This is a genomic window from Pseudomonas sp. ef1, assembly GCF_007293365.2.
Lineage (GTDB): Bacteria > Pseudomonadota > Gammaproteobacteria > Pseudomonadales > Pseudomonadaceae > Aquipseudomonas > Aquipseudomonas siliginis.
Map to the genome: position 1 here is coordinate 74,650 of NZ_CM129815.1, position 21,610 is coordinate 96,259.

Annotated in this window: 18 protein-coding genes; 12 read left to right on the forward strand and 6 right to left on the reverse strand. The window is 61.7% G+C overall.

The genetic code is table 11. The annotated features are described in order from the left end of the window. The first annotated feature begins 88 nt into the window (after positions 1-88). Complete coding sequence (locus FEE99_RS00370) at positions 89-4,375, forward strand: DEAD/DEAH box helicase (RefSeq protein ID WP_041477680.1); 4,287 nt, start codon at positions 89-91, stop codon at positions 4,373-4,375. Between the two features lie 123 nt (positions 4,376-4,498). On the opposite strand, the gene FEE99_RS00375 is transcribed toward FEE99_RS00370, so the two are convergent. Continuing rightward, on the reverse strand, positions 4,499-6,601 hold the full coding sequence (locus FEE99_RS00375; protein WP_041477679.1) for a mechanosensitive ion channel family protein: 2,103 nt from the start codon (positions 6,599-6,601) through the stop codon (positions 4,499-4,501). Between the two features lie 291 nt (positions 6,602-6,892). Between FEE99_RS00375 and FEE99_RS00380 the strand changes: the two genes are divergently transcribed. From FEE99_RS00380 to FEE99_RS00395, 4 genes are read left to right on the forward strand one after another with little or no spacing between them, the layout of a single operon-like run. Continuing rightward, positions 6,893-7,819, forward strand: coding sequence for a DUF72 domain-containing protein (locus FEE99_RS00380; RefSeq protein WP_041477678.1), 927 nt, complete (start codon positions 6,893-6,895; stop codon positions 7,817-7,819). After that, positions 7,816-8,613: an endonuclease/exonuclease/phosphatase family protein gene (locus FEE99_RS00385; protein WP_041477677.1), complete on the forward strand. Its 798-nt coding sequence runs from the start codon at positions 7,816-7,818 to the stop codon at positions 8,611-8,613. The genes FEE99_RS00380 and FEE99_RS00385 overlap by 4 nt, the downstream gene beginning before the upstream one ends. After that, positions 8,610-9,884 (forward strand): cardiolipin synthase ClsB, encoded by a 1,275-nt coding sequence (gene clsB / locus FEE99_RS00390; RefSeq protein ID WP_016772961.1) that lies wholly within the window; start codon positions 8,610-8,612, stop codon positions 9,882-9,884. Before FEE99_RS00385 ends, clsB begins: the two co-directional genes overlap by 4 nt. After that, positions 9,881-10,870: a lysylphosphatidylglycerol synthase domain-containing protein gene (locus FEE99_RS00395; RefSeq protein ID WP_041477676.1), complete on the forward strand. Its 990-nt coding sequence runs from the start codon at positions 9,881-9,883 to the stop codon at positions 10,868-10,870. The genes clsB and FEE99_RS00395 overlap by 4 nt, the downstream gene beginning before the upstream one ends. 103 nt (positions 10,871-10,973) lie before the next feature. Here the strand turns inward: FEE99_RS00395 and FEE99_RS00400 are convergent, their stop codons facing one another. From FEE99_RS00400 to FEE99_RS00410, 3 genes are all read right to left on the reverse strand, one after another. Continuing rightward, the gene (locus FEE99_RS00400; protein WP_041477675.1) at positions 10,974-11,732 is read right to left on the reverse strand and encodes an alpha/beta hydrolase family protein; all 759 of its coding nucleotides are present in this window, start codon (positions 11,730-11,732) and stop codon (positions 10,974-10,976) included. Beyond that, positions 11,722-12,831: a DUF3182 family protein gene (locus tag FEE99_RS00405; protein ID WP_041477674.1), complete on the reverse strand. Its 1,110-nt coding sequence runs from the start codon at positions 12,829-12,831 to the stop codon at positions 11,722-11,724. Before FEE99_RS00405 ends, FEE99_RS00400 begins: the two co-directional genes overlap by 11 nt. 280 nt (positions 12,832-13,111) lie before the next feature. Next, positions 13,112-14,113: a GlxA family transcriptional regulator gene (locus FEE99_RS00410; RefSeq protein ID WP_041477673.1), complete on the reverse strand. Its 1,002-nt coding sequence runs from the start codon at positions 14,111-14,113 to the stop codon at positions 13,112-13,114. A gap of 101 nt (positions 14,114-14,214) precedes the next feature. Between FEE99_RS00410 and FEE99_RS00415 the strand changes: the two genes are divergently transcribed. From FEE99_RS00415 to FEE99_RS00445, 7 genes are all read left to right on the forward strand, one after another. After that, the gene (locus tag FEE99_RS00415) at positions 14,215-14,769 is read left to right on the forward strand and encodes a cysteine hydrolase family protein (RefSeq protein ID WP_041477672.1); all 555 of its coding nucleotides are present in this window, start codon (positions 14,215-14,217) and stop codon (positions 14,767-14,769) included. A 230-nt stretch (positions 14,770-14,999) separates the two neighbouring features. Then, positions 15,000-15,581 (forward strand): YjfI family protein, encoded by a 582-nt coding sequence (locus FEE99_RS00420; RefSeq protein WP_225914461.1) that lies wholly within the window; start codon positions 15,000-15,002, stop codon positions 15,579-15,581. A gap of 17 nt (positions 15,582-15,598) precedes the next feature. After that, positions 15,599-16,297, forward strand: coding sequence for a PspA/IM30 family protein (locus FEE99_RS00425; protein ID WP_041477670.1), 699 nt, complete (start codon positions 15,599-15,601; stop codon positions 16,295-16,297). 208 nt (positions 16,298-16,505) lie between these two features. Further along, on the forward strand, positions 16,506-17,156 hold the full coding sequence (locus FEE99_RS00430; RefSeq protein WP_041477669.1) for a DUF2491 family protein: 651 nt from the start codon (positions 16,506-16,508) through the stop codon (positions 17,154-17,156). Positions 17,157-17,171: 15 nt separating this feature from the next. Next, the gene (locus FEE99_RS00435) at positions 17,172-17,597 is read left to right on the forward strand and encodes a DUF350 domain-containing protein (protein WP_016772952.1); all 426 of its coding nucleotides are present in this window, start codon (positions 17,172-17,174) and stop codon (positions 17,595-17,597) included. 18 nt (positions 17,598-17,615) lie between these two features. Beyond that, entirely contained in the window at positions 17,616-18,314 is a 699-nt protein-coding gene (locus FEE99_RS00440; RefSeq protein ID WP_041477668.1) for a DUF1190 domain-containing protein, read from the forward strand. A 1-nt stretch (position 18,315) separates the two neighbouring features. Next, entirely contained in the window at positions 18,316-19,473 is a 1,158-nt protein-coding gene (locus tag FEE99_RS00445) for a glutathionylspermidine synthase family protein (RefSeq protein WP_041477667.1), read from the forward strand. A 198-nt stretch (positions 19,474-19,671) separates the two neighbouring features. Here FEE99_RS00445 and FEE99_RS00450 read toward each other — a convergent pair whose 3' ends face one another. Together FEE99_RS00450 and FEE99_RS00455 are read right to left on the reverse strand one after the other, a co-directional pair. Next, on the reverse strand, positions 19,672-20,193 hold the full coding sequence (locus FEE99_RS00450; protein ID WP_041477666.1) for a single-stranded DNA-binding protein: 522 nt from the start codon (positions 20,191-20,193) through the stop codon (positions 19,672-19,674). 9 nt (positions 20,194-20,202) lie between these two features. Continuing rightward, positions 20,203-21,600, reverse strand: a complete 1,398-nt coding sequence (locus tag FEE99_RS00455; protein ID WP_041477665.1) for an MFS transporter — start codon at positions 21,598-21,600, stop codon at positions 20,203-20,205. Positions 21,601-21,610 lie beyond the last annotated feature (10 nt).

A 21,610-nucleotide genomic window follows, 5' to 3' on the forward strand; every position in this document is an offset into this window, starting at 1 on the left:
ACCGAGTTCCAAGGTGGGAGCGAGCCTGCTCGCGAAGGCGTCCGAACGGTACTTGCATCTTCCCGCCCCCGCCCGCATAACTTCAGTCATGAATCTGCCCCTCCCCGCCAACGGCGCGCTGGCCGGCTTTCACCCCGCCGTCAGCGCCTGGTTCAACAAGACTTTTCCGGCGGTCACCGCCGCTCAGGCCCGTGCGTGGCCGTTGATTCGCCAGCGCCGGTCGACGCTGATCGCCGCGCCCACTGGCTCCGGCAAAACCCTGACCGCGTTCCTCGCCGTGCTCGATGAGCTCGTCCACCGAGGCCTGGAGCATCCTGACGGTCTGCCCGCCGAAACCCTGGTGGTCTATGTTTCGCCGTTGAAAGCGCTGTCCAACGACATCCAGATCAACCTGCAGAATCCGCTCGCTGGCATTACCGCGCAATTGCGCGAAATGGGCCTGCCGGAGCTGACCATCACCACCGCCGTACGCACCGGCGACACGCCGCAAAAAGACCGCGCCGCGATGCGCAAGAGCGCGCCGCATATTCTGGTGACCACCCCGGAATCGCTGTACGTGCTGCTCGGCTCGGAATCCGGGCGCAGGATGCTCGGCACCACGCGCACGGTGATCATTGACGAAATCCACGCCATGGCCGCCGGCAAGCGCGGCAGTCATCTGTCCTTGAGCCTTGAACGGCTGCAAGCGTTGTGCGCCGAACCGCTGACCCGCATCGGCCTGTCCGCCACGCAGAAACCGGTGGAAGCCGTGGCGCAGTTCCTGGTCGGTCACGATCGCCCCTGCGAAATCGTCGACATCGGCCACGCCCGCCCTCGGGATCTGGGCATCGAGGTGCCGCCGGTGCCGTTGTCGGCGGTGATGGCCAATGATGTCTGGGAACTGGTGTATGAGCGCCTCGCCGAACTCGCCCGCGAGCACCGCACCACGCTGATTTTCGTCAACACCCGACGCCTTGCCGAGCGCCTCAGCCGGCATCTGAGCGACCGCCTCGGCAAGCAGGCCGTGGCGGCGCACCACGGCAGCCTGGCCAAAGAGTTTCGCCTCGATGCGGAACAGCGCCTCAAACGCGGCGAGCTGCAAGTGCTGATCGCCACTGCATCACTGGAGCTGGGCATCGATATCGGTGAAGTCGACCTGGTCTGCCAGATCAGTTCACCGCGTTCGATTGCTGCGTTTCTGCAACGAGTCGGTCGCTCCGGACACCAGGTCGGCGGCACGCCCAAGGGTCGTTTGTTCGCCACCACCCGCGACGACCTGATCGAGTGCGCCGCCCTGCTCGACTGCGTGCGCCGGGGCGAGCTCGATACGCTGCACATTCCGGAAAAACCGCTGGACGTGCTGGCGCAGCAGATCATTGCCGAGGTCAGTTGCCAGGAATGGTCGGAGGACGCGTTGCTGGCGATGTTCCGCCGAGCGTGGCCCTATCGTGACCTCGATGAAAAACACTATCAGGCCCTGCTGAGCATGCTCGCCGAAGGCTACAACGGTCGCCAGGGCATCCGCAGCGCCTACCTGCACCGCGACGCCGTCAGTCGCACCTTGCGTGGCCGGCGGGGCGCGCAACTGACCGCCGTGACCAGTGGCGGCACCATCCCGGACAACGCCGACTACAGCGTATTGCTAGAACCCCAGGGCTTGAACATCGGCAGCGTCAACGAAGATTTCGCCGTGGAAAGTATCGCCGGTGATGTGTTCCAGCTCGGCAATACCTCGTACCGCATCCTGCGGGTGGAAAGCGGCAAAGTGCGGGTCGAGGATGCGCAGGGCATGCCGCCGACCATTCCGTTCTGGCTCGGCGAAGCGCCGGGGCGCAGTGATGAACTGTCGGCGGCCGTCGCGCGCCTGCAAGCGCAGTTGGACGAATTGCTCAGCGCCACCCCGGGGAATCTGCAACCGGCGCTCGACTGGCTGACCACCACACTCGGCCTCAACCTCGCCAGCGCCGAGCAACTGGTCGAATATCTGGCGCGCGCACGGCAAACCCTCGGCGCCCTGCCCTCGCAGGACACGCTGTTGATGGAACGGTTTTTCGACGAGTCCGGCGGCACCCAACTGATCATTCACACGCCGTTCGGCAGCCGCATCAACCGCGCCTGGGGCCTGGCCTTGCGCAAGCGTTTCTGCCGCACCTTCAACTTCGAGTTGCAGGCCGCCGCCAGCGAAGACGCGATCGTGCTGTCGCTGTCCACCAGCCACAGCTTCGAGCTCGACGAAGTCTGGCGCTACCTGCACAGCAACAGCGCTGAACACACGCTCATTCAAGCCGTGCTCGATGCGCCCTTGTTTGGCGTGCGCTGGCGCTGGAATGCCGGGGTGGCGCTGGCGTTGCCGCGCTTCACCGGCGGGCGCAAAGTCGCTCCGCAACTGCAACGGATGAAAAGCGAAGACCTCATCGCCAGCGTCTTCCCCGACCAGATCGCCTGCCTGGAAAACCTCGCCGGCGAGCGCGAAGTCCCCGAACATCCGTTGGTGGAACAGACCCTCGACGATTGCCTGCACGAAGCGATGGACAGCGAAGGCTGGCTGACCCTGCTGCGGCGCATGGAGCGTGGCGAGGTGCGCCTGATCGCCCGGGATTTGCCGGCGCCGTCGCCACTGGCGGCAGAAATCCTCAGCGCCCGGCCGTACACGTTTCTCGACGACGCGCCGCTGGAGGAACGCCGCACGCAAGCGGTGATCAATCGACGCTGGAGCGATCCGCAGTCGACCGACGACCTCGGCGCGCTGGACGCCGACGCGATCACGGCGGTGCGCGAAGAAGCCTGGCCGTCGCCCAATTCCATGGATGAAATGCACGAAGCGCTGATGAGCCTCGCCTGCATCAGTGACGCCGAAGCGCGCGCCAACGCGGGTTGGCCGGACTGGCTGCAAACGCTGATAGCCAGCGGCCGCGCCTGCCGGTTGCAGATCGACGCCGAGCATCAGTTATGGCTGGCCCGCGAACGCTTGAGTTGCCTGCAAGCACTTTATCCACAGGCCACGTTGCTGACTGAGGCGGTGGCGCTGCCCGGATTCGACGAGACGTGGGCATTCGATGAGGCGCTGGTCGAAGTGATCCGCGCCCGCCTCGGCGCCTTTGGGCCAATCCCGTTGCCCGCCATTGCCGAACCGCTCGCCCTGCCAGCCGCGCAAGTCAATCAGGCCCTCGCCCGACTGGAACGCGAAGGCTATGTGTTGCGCGGCCAGTTCACGCCGAACAGCGCGATTGAAGAATGGTGCGAACGCCATCTGCTCGCGCGCATCCATCGCTACACGGTCAAGCGCCTGCGCCGGGAAATCGAACCGGTGGCATTGCAGGACTTCATGCGCTTTCTGTTCGACTGGCAGCATCTGACGCCGGCCACCCAAGGTCAGGGCAGTGCGGTGCTGCCGGCGATTGTCGGCCAGTTCGAAGGTTATCCGGCGGCAGCCTCGGCATGGGACAGCGACATCCTGCCGGCACGCCTCAAGGACTATTCGCCGAGCTGGCTGGATGAACTGTGCCGCAACGGCAAACTGGTGTGGACGCGCATCAATGCGCGGCAGAAGGTCAGCGGCTCGGCATTGCGCAGTACGCCGATTGTGCTTCTGCCGCGCAGCCAAGTGGGTCTGTGGAGTGCATTGGCAGAACAGACACCAGTGAGTGAGTTATCGCCGAAAACGCAGAAAGTCTTCGAGGCGCTGAGTCAGCATGGCGCGCTGTTTTTCGATGAGTTGATTCATGAAGCGCGCCTGCTGCGCAGCGAACTGGAAATCGCCTTGCAGGAACTGGTCGCCGCAGGTTTGGTGAACGCCGACAGCTTCGCCGGTCTGCGCGCGCTGATCACGCCGGCAAGCAAGCGCCAGCAGCGCAGTAGCCGACGCGGGCGCGGCGCGTTTATCGGCGGCATGGACGATGCCGGGCGCTGGGCATTGCTGCGCCGGGGTTCGTCAGCAGATGCCGCCGAGACACTCGAACACGTCGCCATGACCCTGCTGCGCCGCTACGGCGTGGTGTTCTGGCGCTTGCTCGAACGCGAAGCGGACTGGTTGCCGAGCTGGCGGGAATTGCTGCGCACCTTTCATCGTCTGGAAGCGCGGGGCGAGATTCGTGGCGGGCGGTTTGTCAGTGGTCTGGCTGGCGAGCAGTTTGCCTTGCCCGAAGCCATTCCTTTGCTGCGCGAAGTACGCCGACGCCCGCAGGACGGCAGCCTGGTGGCGGTGTGTGGGGTTGATCCATTGAATCTGGCCGGGACGTTGTTGCCGGGGGCGAAAGTGCCGGCGCTGGTGAGCAATCGGCTGGTGTATCGCGATGGGGTGCCGGTGGCCGCTATGGTTGCGGGCAAGCCGCAGATCTGGGGGGAATGGGATCAGGTGGTCATTGAGCAGATAGGCAGGAAACTCATCCGCAATTGAGGGTGTCTGTTCTGGCCTCATCGCGGGCAAGCCCGCTCCCACAGGGTTTTGCGGCGTACACAAAACCAATGTGGGAGCGGGCTTGCCCGCGATGAGGCCGGGACATGCAACGCAGAGCTCAGATCAGGTCCGCGACTCCTGCGGCACCTCACCCGCAACCACCGCCCCCTCCTCCTGTCGCTTTGGCAACAGAACCTGCTGTGGATAAGTCTGCGCAAAATGTACATTCGGTGTGTTATCCACAAGCTTCTTCAAGCGCTGGTTGAACGCGCGGCTCACCGCATACTGCCCGCCGGACACCGTGCGAAATTGCGCCGTCAGCACCACGCCGTTGAGGTCCATCTTGTCCACGCCAAACACATCCAGCGGCCCTTGCAGGTTGTATTTGAGGAACGGGTCTTCGCGGATCGAATCACCGGCCTCGCGAATCAGCTCAATGGCTTTGTCGACGTCAGTGTCGTAGGTGAACTGCACCGAGAAAAATGCGAAGGCGAACTGGCGTGATTGGTTGGTCACAGCCTTGATCTGGCCGAACGGCACCGAGTGCACAAAGCCTTTGCCGTCACGCAGGCGCAAGGTGCGAATGGTCAGGCCTTCCACGGTGCCGGCGTGGCCGGAATCGAGCACCACCCAGTCGCCGATCGACAGGGTGTCTTCGATGATGATGAACAACCCGGTGATGACGTCCTGCACCAGTTGCTGCGAACCGAAACCGATCGCCAGACCGACCACGCCCGCACCGGCCAATAGCGGCGCGACATTGATGCCGAGGTTGGCCATGGTGGTAATCGCGCAGATCACCACGAGGATGATTTTGATCGCATTGCGCAACAGCGGCAGGATGGTTTTCACCCGCGTGCTCGGCTGGCGTGCCGCGCGTTTGCTCAGCGGCGGTTTCAGCGCTTCCTGAATCGCCGTGTCGAGCACCACCCACAGCAGCCACGTCACCAGGAAGATCAGGCCGATGCTGCTCAAGGCGTTGCTGATCGCTCGACCGACGGTGCTGCTCTGGGCGAAATCGAGCAACGACACGCCCCAGATCCGCCCGAGAATATCGATGAACACAATCGCCATGACGATGCGCAGCAACGCATGCAACAGGCTGAGAAAACGTTCCTTGTAGGCACTGCTGCGCTGGATCGCTTCGGCTTTGCGCGACTTGAACAGGTGCTGCAACACCGTGCTGAGAAACACCGTGGCAATCAGCAGCACGGTGGTGAACAAGGCACAGCGCAGGGCTTTCTGATTGTCCTCGCCAATGCCGATCAGACTGACCGCCGAGACCAGCACCATCAGCACGATCGGCCAATACCACAGCCCCGAAAATATCCGCAGCGACTCCTGCAGCGACGGTTGTTTCAAACGCTGGGCCAGCGGGCGATTGCGGATCAGATGTGCCACCGGCCGGCGCAGGCGAATCACCAGCAAACCGAAAATCACCGAGGCGATCAGTCCGGTGAACACGGCGATGCTGCTGGTGATATTGCCGCCCAGTTGCCGGGCGATCTGCGGGCTGGTCAGGGCATCGCTGAGGGCGGCGAGAAAGCCGATGAGGAACAGCGGGCGCGGGCAGTATTCACGGATGATTCGCGCGGCGGCGCGCTTGTGCCCGACGTTGAACATCACCACCACGCACAACAACATCGATGTGGAGAAGATACCGCTGCTGGTGGCATAGGCCAGACACAGCGCCAGCGCGCGCCCCACCGAAGCTTGCAGAAAGTGGCTGACATACAGCGTCAAAGGCAGGCAGATCAGCGCCGGCACGGTGTACGGCAGCACGTAGCCGAGCAGATCCTGACTGCGCTGGCGGGTGCGCAACCAGCGCCCTTCACGCAGGCGCTTGGCCAACAGACTGCCGAGCACCGTCAATAGGGCAAAACTGCCCAGCCACACTCCCGACAACGTGAGGAAATCCCCGGCCACGCTCCAGCCCGAGCGGTTCGACGGCTGCTTGACCAGCCGATCGACCTCATCCGCCGCGCGGTCAGCGCGCAGCCGCCAGGCATCGACCAGGTGTTCGTTGAGATCGAGTTTTTCCTGCACATCGTCGATGCTCGTACTGATCGCCCCGAGCAGACCGCCCTGCACCAGCGGTTCCGGTTCGGCGGGTTTTTCCGCCGTATCGGCGGCAGCCGGAACGCCCGGCAGCGCGACGGCTTGCGATGTGTTGACGCCCAAGCACAGCAGCGCTCCCAGCAGAATGGCGATCCTGAAATTGCGCAAAGCTCCGATCTCCCGTGGCTGACCCTGGTAAGGAACTGATCGGTAATTGCGCGGCAAGTTCAGCGACCAGAGCCACACACATCCCCTGTGGGAGCGAGCCTGCTCGCGAAAGCGCTGGGGCAGTCGATGGATCGTCTACTGACAGTCCGTATTCGCGAGCAGGCTCGCTCCCACAATGAATCGCAAGCAATTCCCAATCGCGACCGTCCGTAACACCACCGAAACTTTCCCGCCCCCGCCGCAGTCATCACAGAACATCGGCAACACGAGGACTTTCTACGGGAGGATGGGATGGCGACGATTCACATCGGTATTTCAGGCTGGCGCTACGCCCCGTGGCGCGGGGATTTCTACCCGAAGGGACTGGCGCAGAAGCGCGAACTGCAGTTCGCCTCCCGCGCGGTCAACAGCATTGAAATCAATGGATCGTTCTACGCCCTGCAACGACCCGAACGTTACGCCCAGTGGTACGCCGAAACCCCCGATGACTTCGTCTTCAGCGTCAAGGCGCCGCGCTTCATCACCCACGTGCGCCGCTTGCGCGAAATCGAAAAACCGCTGGCGAATTTCTTCGCCTCGGGCGTTCTGGAACTGAAGGAAAAACTCGGGCCGATCCTTTGGCAGTTTCCGCCGAATTTCAAATTCGACGCCGAGCGCTTCGACCAGTTTCTCGCGCAACTGCCCCACGATACCCAAGCCGCAGCCGCCCTCGCCCGCCAGCACGACTCGCATCTGCCCGGCCACGCCAGCGTCAAAGCCTGGCGCAAGAAACCGCTGCGCCATGCCGTGGAAATCCGTCACGAGAGCTTTATCGACCCGGAGTTCGTGCGCCTGCTCAAGCGCCATAACACCGCGCTGGTCATTGCCGACACCGCCGGCAAATGGCCGTACCGCGAAGACCTCACCAGCGACTTCGTCTATCTGCGCCTGCACGGCGCCGAAGAGCTCTACGCCAGCGGTTATTCCGAACAAGCGCTCAAGCGCTGGGCAGAGCGCATCGACGCCTGGCATCACGGTAAACAGGCAGAGGACGCCCACCTGATAGCCCCACGCCTGAAACCCCGCGCGCGCAAATCCCGCGAAGTGTTCTGCTACTTCGACAACGACATCAAAGTCCGCGCGCCCTACGACGCACGCAACTTGTTGCAGCGCTTGGACCTCGACAAAGACCTCGCCACAACTCCCGGGCAAGTCGCCGCAGAAGGAGTTCTGTCATGAGCATTCCCGAACCGGTCGGTTTCACCGACGAAGGCTCCGTGGTTGCGCCCTCGGTGCGCACCTTCACCATACTGACGGTCAACACCCACAAGGGCTTCACCGCGCTGAACCGGCGTTTCATCCTGCCGGAGCTGCGTGAAGCGGTGCGCAGTGTGGCTGCCGACGTGGTGTTTCTGCAGGAAGTCCACGGTACTCACGAGCAGCATCCGAAACGCTACGACAACTGGCCGACGATGCCGCAATACGAATTCCTCGCCGACAGCCTCTGGCCGCAATTCGCCTACGGGCGCAATGCCGTGTACCCGGCGGGCGACCACGGCAATGCGCTGCTGTCGAAATTCCAGATCATCCGCCACGACAACCTCGACGTGTCGATCAGCGGCCATGAAAACCGTGGCCTGCTGCATTGCGTGCTGCGCCTGCCTGGCGACGGCACCGAAGTGCACGCGATCTGCGTGCATCTGGGCCTGCGCGAGAGCCACCGCAACGCGCAACTGGATCTGCTGATGCAACGCCTCGCCGAATTGCCCGCCGACGCCCCGGTGATTGTCGCTGGCGATTTCAACGACTGGCGCCAGCGCGCCGATGCGCAGCTCAAGCCCTGTGGCCTGCGCGAAGTGTTCGCCGAGCAGTACGGCAAACCCGCGCGCAGTTTTCCCGCGCGGCTGCCAGCGCTACGACTCGACCGCATCTACGTACGCAACCTCAAGGCCAGCCGGCCGAAAGTTTTGACCAACCGGCCCTGGTCCCACCTTTCCGACCACGCACCGTTATCGGTGGAGATTGAACTATGAACAGTGCGCCACTGGAAAAATCCGCCGTCGACCCGGTCCCGCTGAACCCGCCGGTGCGCGAGCCCGGCCACGTTGACGTCGAGTATCAATGGCACAGCAATAACCGCGTAGAGCTGCTGGAGAACGGCGAGGAATATTTCCCCCGGGTATTCGAAGCGATGCGCGCAGCCAAGAGCGAGATCCTGCTGGAGACCTTCATCGTTTTCGAAGACAAGGTCGGCGCCGAGTTGCAGCAAATCCTCATCGAAGCCGCCCAGCGCGGCGTGCGCACCACGGTCAGCCTCGACGGCTTCGGCTGTGGCGAGCTGAGCACCGGCTATCTGTCGGCCTTGAGCGATGCCGGCGTGCATCTGCAAATCTTCGATCCGGCGCCAAAGCACCTGGGCATCCGCACCAACTGGTTCCGCCGCTTGCACCGCAAGATCGTCGTGGTCGATGGTTTGATCGCGTTCATTGGCGGGATCAATTTTTCCGGCGATCACCTGGCCGACTTCGGCCCTGAAGCCAAGCAGGATTATTCGGTTGAAATCCAAGGCCCGGTGGTCGCCGATATCCATCACTTCGCCCTGTTGCAAAGCGGTCGTCCCGGACGCGCGCGGTTCTGGTGGCAGCGCCGGCGCCAGCGTCTGGAGGAAATGGCCTTCACCGACCACGACGGCCAGGTGCGCTTGGTGTTCCGCGATAACGATCAACACAACACCGATATCGAAGACGTGTATCTGCAGGTGCTGCGCAAGGCCAAGCGCCGGGTGATCATCGCCAACGCCTACTTCTTTCCCGGCTATCGTTTGCTGCGCGAAATCCGCAACGCCGCCCGCCGTGGCGTCGAGGTGCGGCTGATCCTGCAAGGCCAGCCGGACATGCTCGTGGCGAAACTGGCGGCGCGCATGACCTACGATTATCTGTTGCGCGCCGGCGTGCAGATTCACGAATACTGCCAACGCCCGCTGCACGGCAAGGTCGCGCTGGTCGACGATGACTGGAGCACCGTGGGCTCAAGCAATCTCGACCCGCTGAGCCTGTCGCTGAATCTGGAAGCCAACGTACTGATCCGCGACCGCGCGTTCAATCAGCACCTGTACGAACGCCTCGAAGACCTCAGCCAGAACCACTGCAAAGCCATGGACGCCAAGCTGTTGCCGCGCGGGCGCATCTGGCACATGACCGTGGGCTTTCTGGTGTTCCACTTCCTGCGGCACTTCCCGGCCATGGCCGGTTGGCTGCCGGCGCATAAACCGCGTCTGAAGCCTTTCCGAGGTGCGCGTCCATGAGTCATTCCGAAGTGCACTCCGATAGCCATTCGACACAAGCGGCGCCGTCGAAATGGAGCCGCTGGAAACGTCCGCTGACCATCCTGTTTTTCCTTGCGCTGATCGTCTTGCTGACGATGTTCGCTACGCGCATCGAATGGGCCGAGGTGCTGGAGACCCTCGCCGATTTCAAGGTGCGCACGCTGATCATCGCCGCCAGCCTGACGTTGCTGAGTTTTCTGGTGTACGCCAGTTTCGACCTGATCGGTCGCACTTACATTCGTCAGGATCTGACCTGGAAGCAGATTCTGCCGGTGGGCATCATCAGCTACGCCTTCAACCTCAATCTCAGCGCCTGGGTCGGCGGCATCGCCATGCGCTATCGCTTGTATTCGCGGCTGGGGGTGAGCAAAGGCAACATTGCCAAGATTCTTGGCCTGAGCCTGGCGACCAACTGGTTCGGCTACATGACCATCGCAGGCGTAGTGTTCAGCAGCGGTCTGGTGACGATGCCGCCGGGCTGGAAACTCAGCAGTTCGGCCTTGCAACTGGTTGGTGTGTTACTGCTGCTGGTCAGCGCCGGCTATCTGGCGGCGTGTCAGTTTTCCAAGCGCCGCGAGTGGTCGATTCGCGGCGTGGAAATCAACCTGCCGTCGCTGCGCATGGCGGTGCTGCAATTGTTGCTGGGGGCGTTGAACTGGTCGCTGATGGCGGCGGTGATCTTCACTCTGCTGCCGAGCAAACTGGATTATCCGCTGGTGCTTGGCGTGCTGTTGATCAGCGCGATTGCCGGGGTCATCACGCATATTCCGGCGGGACTGGGTGTGCTGGAGGCGGTGTTCGTGGCGTTGCTGCAGCATGAGGCATCGCGCGGCAGTCTGGTCGCGGGATTGCTGGCATATCGGGCGATTTATTTTCTGCTGCCGCTGTTGATCACGGTGGTGATGTATCTGGTGGTGGAGGCCAAGGCCAAGGCGCTGCGGATCGAGAAGAAACCCACACATTAGAATCAACATCAAAAGATCGCAGCCTTCGGCAGCTCCTACATTTGAAATGCGTTCAACCTGTGGGAGCGAGCCTGCTCGCGAAGGGGCCGGTACATGCGAAACATCATCTGGATTGGATAATGCTCAACCGCTCCCCCACCACCATCTCGGTAATCCAGTCCACCAGGATCGAGGTGTAGGCCTGCTGTGACACCGGATCACTCAACGCGTGATCGGCGCCATCAATAATCCGATGGGTCAACGAGTGAGTCTGCTGACATGCGGCGCGGTAACTCATGATCGTCGCGTGGGGCACGAAATCGTCGGTTTCCGATTCCACCAACAGCACGTCGCCGGTGAATTGCGAACAGGCATGCAGGGCGCGATTGCTGTCGGCGCGCACCAGCGTATTGCGATAATCGCGCAGGTCGGCCTTGTCCAGATCGCGTTTGGGCGTGTGCCATTGCTCGTCGCGGTACAGCGCCGGCACGCGCAGCGCCAGCCAGCGCACCGGGCGCAGTGACGTCAGGATCGAGGCCAGATAACCGCCATAACTGGTGCCGACCACGGCAATTGCCGAAGTGTCGAGGGCCGGGTGCGCCAGCAAGCGATCGTAGGCCGCCAGCAAGTCACGCAGATTGTCTTCACGGGTCACCCGGGTCAGCGGGATTCCGGTGCCGCCGGTATGCCCGCGCAGGTCGAAAGTCAGGCACACGCAACCGAGGCCGGCGATGCCTTTGGCCCGTTCCAGATCACGCTCCTGACTGCCGCCCCAACCGTGCACGAACAACACCCCCGGGACTTTCGATTTGGGACTGAGAAAGGTCCCGCTCATCTGTTCGTCATCAATGTCGATTTGAATGCATTCGCTTCTAGCCGTCATAGGATTGGACCGTCACATATTTGAGAAGAAACGCGCTGTTTTCCGCCGGGCCGCGATAGACCTCGATGGCGTCCGCCGGCAGCGCCTGATCGATGTAGGTTTCCACCGACGACACACGGATGGCGCGCATCTGTGGATCGTTGACGAAGCTCTGCAACGCGGCCACTTCAGCGCTGCTGGCACCGCCCATGCGCCAGGATTGTTCGAGCACGCCGCTGCGCGGGTTGCCGCTGGCGTCGACGCCTTGGGCGATATCGTAATTGCGCCGCGAGGCGAAGAAGCGTGGGTAGGCTTCGTTGGCGGCACTGTCGAAGACCTGCGCCTGCTCGATGGCCAGACGCACATCATCAGGCAGATCCAGCGCGAGCAACTCGTCATAGCCGCCCTGCACCACCAGCAAGTTCGAACCGCCGTAGACCTCTTCGCCCTGGCCGTCCTCGGTCAAGTATTGATCACCGCAGTAGCTCAACACTTTGCCGCCGATGAACGACTGGCCGACGCTGTGGGTGACGACGTTGCTCAAGTCCTGCTCCAGCACTACGCCGTCCTTGAACAGATTTTGCGCCTCGGGCCGCGCAAGGATTTCATCGAACGCGTCGAGGCTTTTGATCACTTCCTGGCCGCGACCGGCGCAAGCGTGAATCGGCTTCAAGCGAATCGGCCCGGCGTACAACAGATGCTCGGCGGCGGGCCGCGCATCTTCCAGGGCGAATACGCTGAGACCGTCGAGCACAACGTTGCGCACCCGCTCCGAAAACAGCGGCGACCAGCCCTGCGGCGCGTGCGCCAGATGACTGCGCAAACCGTGGCTGATGGCTTTGGTGCAGATGAAATCGTATTCGACGTAACCGCCCCACAAGTCATCGGGGCCGTTGATGCCAAGTGCTTGCGCGTGGGCGGCGCCGACGATGGTTTGCGTTGGCAGCAGATACAGCTCGCGGCCCTGATGTTTGGCTGGATCGTAACTGCCGCCGAATTTGCAGCCGAGAATCTGCGCCAGCCAACGCGCCAGGGCCTTGTTGGTCTCGACTTCATGTTGCGGCGCCTCGGCACGCACCGAATGGGCCACGACGATTTTGTTGCTGGGTGTCGGGGTCATGCGTTCCCCTTGCATCAGTCGATGGGTTCACTCAGGGAAATTGCAGAGATCAGGCCAATGAGCAATCGGCCGCAATCGCCCGGTTATCCGGCGTTTGCCAGACAAGTGCTGGCATCACGCCTGTTTCAAACTGCACGACAGCGCGCAAAACTCCGGCAAATTGCACGATCTCTCATCCTCGCCGCGATCATTGTGGGAGCGAGCCTGCTCGCGAAAGCGTAGTGTCAGCCGACTACAATTCTGTAGATCCAGCGCCTTCGCGAGCAGGCTCGCTCCCACATTAGTTCATCGTCGTTCTGGGAGCGGGGTTCACACCAAACCGCCCACGGTAATCACTCGGCCCCAGCCCGGTAATCTTCTTGAAGATCGCACGAAACGCGCCCGGATCCTGATAGCCGACAGTCCAGGCAATGTGGTCGATCGTGCCATTGGTGAACTCGAGCATTTCCCGCGCCTTGCCGACCCGCAGGTGCTGGCAATACTCGGTCGGTTTCAAGCCTGTCGCGGCGCGGAATCGGCGCAGGAAAGTGCGTTCTTCAAGGCCCGCGCGCTCGGCCATCGCGTTCAGCGAAACATCCGTCGCCCCGGTGCTTTGCAGCCAGTGCTGGACCTTGAGAATCGCCGCGTCGCCATGGCTGAGGATCGGTGCGAAATTGCTTCCGCATTCACTGGCGCTGTCGCTGTGTTCCATCACCAGAAAACGCGCGGTCGCGGTGGCGATGCTCGGGCCGAGCAAGCGATCGACCAGACGCAGTCCCAGTTCCGACCAGGCCATCAGCCCGGCCGTGGTGATCAGGTCGCCGTCGTCGACAATCGGCGTGTCGGCCTTCAGTTTGATCTTCGGGTAACGCTCGGCAAACGCCTGGGCCGAGGTCCAGTGGGTGGTGGCGCTGCGACCGTCGAGCAAGCCGCTTTCAGCGAGCATCAACGAGCCCACACAAACACCGCCAAGCGTTGCGCCGCGCGCATGCTGATCGCGCAGCCATTGCGCAAGACTCGCGGTCATCTGCGCCGCATCGAACCCGCCGAGGGACGGCGGAATCAGCACGGCGAGCAAAACGTCCTCGTCGCCCGGATGACTGTCATAGACCCGCGCCGGCAACTGCTCGCCATCGACCTGCCAGTGACTGACTCGCAGCACGGGCAATTGCACAGCCCGATACTCGGCAGCGATGCGATTGGCCACGGCGAACAGATCGGTCAGACCGTGCACCGCCGCCAGTTGCGCGCCGGGGTAAATCAGCACGCCCAGTTCAGCGGTGGCGGCTCTTTGTGCAGCCATTGTCAGTTTTCCCCCGTCTATTGTCGGTGCGGCCAATCCTCGAATCCTCGGCCAGCGTCAATACTGAGGCCACACCCAATCACCGTCTCGAGGACAATCCCATGGCCAAGCAAGCGCTCATCGTAGTCGATATCCAGAACGACTACTTCCCCCAAGGCAAGTGGCCGCTGGTCGGCGCCGACGCCGCTGCCGACAACGCCGCACGGCTGATCGCAGTCTTTCGCGAAACGGGCAATCCGGTGGTGCACATTCGGCATGAATTCACCTCCGACGATGCGCCTTTTTTCACTCCCGGCTCCGAAGGCGCGAAACTGCATCCGAAAGTGCTCAACCGCGCCGACGAGCCGGTGGTGCTCAAGCACTTCGTCAACTCGTTCCGTGAGACTGAGCTGAAATCGGTGCTCGACGAACACGGCATCACCGACCTTGTGGTGGTCGGCAGCATGAGCCATATGTGCGTCGATGGCATCACCCGCGCGGCGGCGGACATGGGGTATGCGGTCACGGTGATTCACGATGCCTGCGCCAGCCGTGATCTGGAATTCAATGGCCTGACGGTGCCGGCCGCTCATGTGCACGCAGCATTCATGTCGGCGCTGGGTTTTGCCTACGCCAGCGTGGTATCGACTGAGCAGTTCCTGCACAGCAACGCCTAGCAACAACTGCTCAACCTACAGGCCCGCCATGTTGCGGGCCTTTTTGCGTCTGTCATGAAAATCTCACGCGTGAGTCATTGATGGCACTTTGCATTGGTTGTAGTGTGGCCCACGCGTGAGACGCTCATAACCGGATTCCAGCCATGACAAGCCGCACTCCGACGCCTGCCGCAGCCAGCCCCAAGGGCGAACGTGGCAAGACGTCAGCGAAAAAACCGTCGAGCTTCTACATGAAGCAGATGCGCGCAGGCCTGGCCGCCGCCGGTTATGTGAAACACGAAACTTGGGTGCTTCCGGAAAACCGAAGCTTGCTCAAGCAAATGGAGCAACAGCTACGCCAACCGATTCTGGCTGGCTCTTTCATGTCGGAGAAATACATGAGCGCAGGCAACAACTGGACCATCGACAGCCTCTTCAATGCCCTCAAGGCGCTGGACGAGGTGGCTTCCCAAGAGATTTCGCTGTCCCTGATCCAGAGCTCCGAGCCGAGCATCAAGCTGGAAATGAACGAATTCGGTGGTCTGCCGATTCACATCGCCCTGGCCGGCCAGCAGATCATCGTCGACACCGTGCTGGTGGACATCGATTCGATCAGCAATGTCCAGGCGTTCAACGATGCCGTACTGCGCAGCCGCGAGATGTTCCCGCTGTCTTCGATCGGGATCGAATCGATGCCGAACGGGCAGACCGTCTACAACATGTTCGGCGCCCTCAGTGCTGATTCGAGCCTGACCAACGTCGTCACCGAGGTGAAAACCCTGGTCGACAACGTGCAGCGCGCCAGCGAAGCCTTCGAACACTTCTTCAAGTAATCAACAGGGAATATCCAATGACTCAGTCCATCTGGAGCAAGTTGTTCACCGCACTGCGCGGCGGCGCCAATGAAGTTGGCGAAGCCATCGCCGACCAGCAGGCCCTGCGCATCCTCGATCAGGAAATCCGCGACGCGGACACCGCGCTGTCCAATGCCCGCCGCGAACTGGTAACGATCATGGCCAAGCACAAACTGGCCGCCGACCGCGTCAGCGAATACGACGCCAAGATCAAGGACCTCGAAGCCAAGGCTGTGGCCGCGTTGAATGCCGGCCGTGAAGACCTGGCGCTGGAAGTGGCCGAAGCGATTTCGACCCTGACCAACGACCTCGCTGCCGAGAAGAAACTCAGCGATGAATTCGGCGCCTACGCCGACAACATGCGCAAAGACATCAGCAAAGCCGAATCGCGGATCAAGAGCCTGCGCCAGCAAGTGGACATGGCCAAGGCCCGCGACAGCGTGCAGAAAGCCCAGGTCAGCGCCTCGATTGCCAGCGGCGGCGCCAACGGCAAACTGGAAACCGCGGTCGGCACCCTGAACCGCCTGCAAGCCAAGCAGCAGCAACGCGCTGCCGAGCTGAGCGCAGCGGACGAACTGGCCGACGCCTCCACCGGCAACGACCTGGAACGCAAACTGCGCGACGCCGGCATCACGCCGAACGAAGGCAGCGCCAATGCAATCCTTGAGCGCCTGAAGCAGAAGTCCGCGCAGTAATGACTGAACGGTAACTTGTGGGAGCGAGCCTGCTCGCGAAAGCGTCGTGACAGTCAAATAATCGAGTGACTGACACAACCCATTCGCGAGCAGGCTCGCTCCCACATGGTTTTGCGGCGTAATTGCCCCTGCTCGTTCACCGCTTCGCCCGTTACACTACCGCCACTTTTTCACCCGAACACCTCCACCCGCTTCAAGGAACGTACCCATGGGATGGTTTAAAGACTTGCTCGGCACCAGCAATTGGCAGACCGCTGCGCCAACGACCACCGCCGCCAGCGGCCCATTGGGCATGGCACAAGGCAAAGGCGTGCGCTTCGACACGACCCTGGCATTGCTGCTGGAAGGCTCGACTTCGGTGCGGGTGCCATTCGATCAAGCGGTGTGGAGCGCGGGCTGGGTCGATCTCGGCCAGTCCAACAAACTGCACCGCTATTACATGAACGACGAGGATTTCTGGGTGCAGATCCACGTCACCGGCGATGATCAGGTCGAGTCGGTCACCCTGTTCAATTACCTCAGCTACGTGACGGTCAACAGTGACGCCGAACTGCAGCGTCTGGCCGGCCCCAACAGCCTGATCGGTCTGCCGACCTACCACCACGACGGTGTTGAATACACCCGCGAATGGGGCACCGAGCTGCAGCAGACCGAACTGGTGCCGATGACCGAACACGTGGTCAATCCGGACGAGTCCTACACCATCAAGCACCACGCCATGCTGTATGCCCGCGACACCGGCCTGACCGATCGCCGCGAACTGCTGCTGTTCTCCGTCGAACAGGACGAAGAAGGCACCGTCAGCCTGAGCACTTCGCTCGGCATCTCGCTGTACACGACTGATTTGAGCGCCATCTAAAAAAGGAAGTTTTTCATGCTGGAAGTCTTGGCCGTTTCTCTGAACAAAACCGCGCTGGTCGGTTTTGTCGTCTACCTGATCGGCGCCGTGTTGCTGTTCATGCTGTTTCAATTCGTCTACACGCGCATCACCGCGCACAAGGAATTCGAGCTGATCCGTGCCGGCAACACTGCCGCCGCCATTGCCCTGTCCGGGGCGATCATCGGTTTCGCGATTCCGGCGAGCAACGTGATCGCCTACTCGGTCAACGTGCTCGACTTCGTCCTCTGGGCAGTCATCGCTGCAGTCGTGCAGCTGTTGGCGTTTGTTGCGACCGGGCTGGTGCTCAAGGGCACGTCCCAGCGCATCGCCAACGGCGAAGTCGCCGCCGGCATTTATGTCGCCGCCGTGGCGATCAGCGTCGGCATGCTCAATGCCGCGTGCATGACCCCGTCCCACTGACCGGCAGGAAGCCTCTCGATGAAACGCAGCAAATACGTGCAATTGTCCCTCGCCGCATCGGTGGCGATGGCGATTTCCGGTGAAGCAGCGGCGCTGGATCAGCCGCGCAACTTCCAGAGCGTTGAACAGTGTGTCGACGCCGAATTGGCCGCCGATCTCTGCTCCAGCGCCTACGTCGCCGCCCTGAACGAACACCGGCGCATCGCCCCGGCCTACACCGACAAGGCCAAGTGCGACGCAGACTTTGCCGCTGGCTGGTGTCAGAAAAATTCCGATGGCCGTTTCGTGCCGAAACTCGGCGGCTTCAAAGTGCCGGGCAATGCCGAGACGCCGCAGGATCTTGATGCCATCGCCAATTCGCAAATGCCGGCGGGAGACACCACGAGCAGCAGCGCCAGCCACGGCGGCTCGCACTATTCCGGTGGCTCAGGTGGTGGCGGCAATGGCTGGCTGACCGGCTGGCTGATCGGCAACGCAATGAGCAACAACGCCGAACGCACCGTTTACCGTGATCGCGAAACGCGCCAGCCGTACAACACCTCAACGCAGTACCGCCGAGCTGACACAACCTCGCGCAGCCAATCGGATTACGAGAGCAGCAAGAGCAAACCGGTGAACGTTGCGTCGTCGACTTCGCGCGGCGGTTTCGGCAGTCAGTCCAGTGCCCGCAGCGGTTGGGGTGGCTGGGGCAGCAGTTCCGGACGCTCGAGCAGCTGACATGAAAAAGATCCACTGCGCCGAGCGCCCCGACTGGAAACACACCGCCGAAAGCCTCGGTTTCCTGTTCCACACCATCGACGACGAACCGTACTGGGACGAAAGCGCCTACTACCAGTTCAGCCTCGCGCAGATCGAAAACGATCTGGAAGACCCGACCACCGAACTGCATGAGATGTGCATGGACCTGGTGGATCGCGTGGTCAACAGCGAGGAGTTGCTCGATCGCCTGAGTATCCCGGCGGCGTACTACGACATGATCCGCACCTCCTGGCGCGAAGGTCATCCGCATCTGTACGGTCGCATGGACTTTTCCTACAGCGGCAACGGGCCGGCGAAACTGCTGGAGCTCAACTACGACACGCCGACCAGCCTCTATGAGGCGGCGGCGTTTCAATGGGGCTGGCTGGAACAGTGCATCGAGCGTGGCACGCTGCCGCCACATGCTGACCAGTTCAACAGCATCGACACCAAGCTGCATCAGGCCTTCGCCCAGTTGCAGTTGAAGCGGCCGTTCTACTTTGCGTCGATGAAGGATTCGGTCGAGGACAAAGGCACCACCGATTACCTGCGGCTGATCGCGGAAAAGGTCGGCATCGAATCACGCCACATCGATATCGAAGACATTGGCCTGACGGCTGAAGGTCGTTTCGTCGATCTGCAGGATCGCTGGATCCCGCACCTGTTCAAGCTGCACGCCTGGGAATTCATCTTCCACGAGCCGTTCGGCGCAGCGATCGCCGAATGCGATACGCAGTTTTTCGAACCGGCGTGGAAGGCGATTCTGTCGAACAAAGGTGCGCTGCCGCTGCTGTGGGAATTGCACAAGGGCCATCCGAATCTGCTCGCTGCTCACCTTGATCCGAATCCGCAGAGTGCGGTGCCGAAGGGCTGGGTGCGCAAGCCGTACTTTTCCCGCGAAGGTGCCAACATCGAACTGCAAACAGTGGAAGGTCTGATCGTCAAAGAGGACGGGCCTTACACCGATGCGCCATTCATCCTGCAGGAGTTCGCACCGCTGCCGAAGTTTGGCGACAGCTACACGCTGATTGGCTCGTGGGTGATTGGTGATGAGGCGGCGGGGATTGGTGTGCGCGAGGACAATAGTCTGATCACCAAGGATTCAAGTCGATTCCTGCCGCACCTGATCCTCGACTGAAACAATTCCTCATGTAGGAGCTGACGAGTGCAACGAGGCTGCGATCTTTTGGTCTTCAGAAGCAACGTCAAAAGATCGCAGCCTCGTTGCACTCGTCAGCTCCTACAGGTGATAGGGGTCGCGCTGAAATTGCCTCACAAAAAAGGCCCGTCGTTTAAGCGACGGGCCTTTTTCATTCAAGACGGTTACAGCGGCAAATCAGAACGGAATATCGTCATCGAAGCTGTCGAAATCCGGAGCCGGTTGCGGTGCGGCCTGCTGCGGTGCTTGCGGAGCCGAACGCTGCTGTGGAGCCGACTGCTGCGGGCGCGGTGCCTGCTGACGTGGCGCCTGCTGCTGGTAGTTGTTGCCGCCGCCTTGCTGATCGCCCTGTTGTGGACGGCCGCCGAGCAGTTGCATGGTGCCTTGCATGTCGACCACGATTTCAGTGGTGTAACGCTTGATGCCGTCCTTTTCCCACTCGCGGGTCTGCAGCTTGCCTTCGATGTAGACCTGCGAACCCTTGCGCAGGTATTCACCGGCGATCTCGGCAACCTTGCCGAACATCGACACACGGTGCCACTCGGTTTTCTCGACCTTCTGACCGGTCTGCTTGTCGGTCCATTGTTCGCTGGTGGCCAGACTCAGGTTGGTCACGGCATTACCGTTAGGCAGGTAGCGAACTTCGGGATCCTGGCCGCAAGTGCCGACCAATATGACTTTGTTAACCCCACGGGCCATAACGTTCTCCTAAGCGTCGCACGCAGCCCCGGCCGGGTTGTTGACCAGGCGTTCGAGGGTGGTGCGATCCACTAATTCTTTGTCCAGTTTGATGTAAACAGCCGCCTCTTCGGCGACTATCACTGCATCTGTTACCCCTACCAGGGCCTTGAGGCGCTCGACCAGACCCGCTTCGCGGATCGCTTCGGGCGACAACGGCAAGCGCAGGCTCGTCACGTAGGGAGGTTCGCGCATGGTAACAGCAAAGGCCAGCCAAAGTGCAGCCAGCGCGGCGCATCCGAGGAACACAACCGACAGACCGCCATGCTGGAACAACCAGCCGCCGAGTATCCCGCCGAGTGCCGAACCGAGGAACTGGCTGGTGGAGTACACGCCCATGGCCGTGCCCTTGCCGCCTGCCGGTGAAACCTTGCTGATCAGCGACGGCAACGATGCCTCGAGCAGATTGAACGCGGTGAAAAACACCACCGTACCGATCACCAGAGCACGCAGGCTGTCGCCGAACTGCCAGAAGAATAGTTCAGTCAGCATCAATGTCATGACGGCGCCGAGCAAAACTCGTTTCATTTTGCGTTTCTTCTCGCCGTAGATAATGAACGGGATCATGGCGAAGAACGAAATCAGCAGCGCGGTGAGGTAGACCCACCAGTGCTGTTCCTTGGGCAAACCGGCTTTTTCCACCAGTGCCAGCGGCAAGGCGACGAAGCTCGACATCAACATGGCATGTAACACAAAGATGCCCAGATCCAGGCGCAGCAGGTCCGGGTGCTTGAGCGTCGGCATCAGCGCCTGTCGGGCCACGCCGGATTCCCGGTGCTGCAACGGCCCGGTGGATTGCGGCACCATGAACATGATGATCAGGATGCCGACCAGCGCCATGGCGCCAGTGGCGAGGAACAGCCCGGACAGCCCGAACGCACTGGTCAGTAACGGCCCGACCACCATCGCCACGGCGAATGAGAGGCCGATGGTCATGCCGATCATCGCCATGGCTTTGGTCCGATGCTGCTCGCGAGTCAGATCGGAAAGCAGCGCCATCACCGCTGCAGAAATCGCCCCGGCGCCCTGCAGGATTCGCCCGGCGATCACGCCCCAGATCGAATCGGCCTGGGAAGCCAGAACACTGCCCAGAGCGAAGACGATCAGGCCGAGGTAGATCACCGGTCGACGACCGATGCGGTCGGAAATGATCCCGAACGGAATCTGGAAAATTGCCTGGGTCAGACCGTAAGCGCCAATCGCCAGCCCGATCAGGGCCGGGGTCGCTCCCGCCAGATCCATGCCATAGGTCGCCAGCACCGGCAACACCATGAACATGCCAAGCATACGGAAGGCGAACACCAGGGCCAGACCGCTCGCCGCGCGGGTCTCGCTGCCACTCATGCGTTCGCTGTGGGGATCGTGCATGGAAAAACCT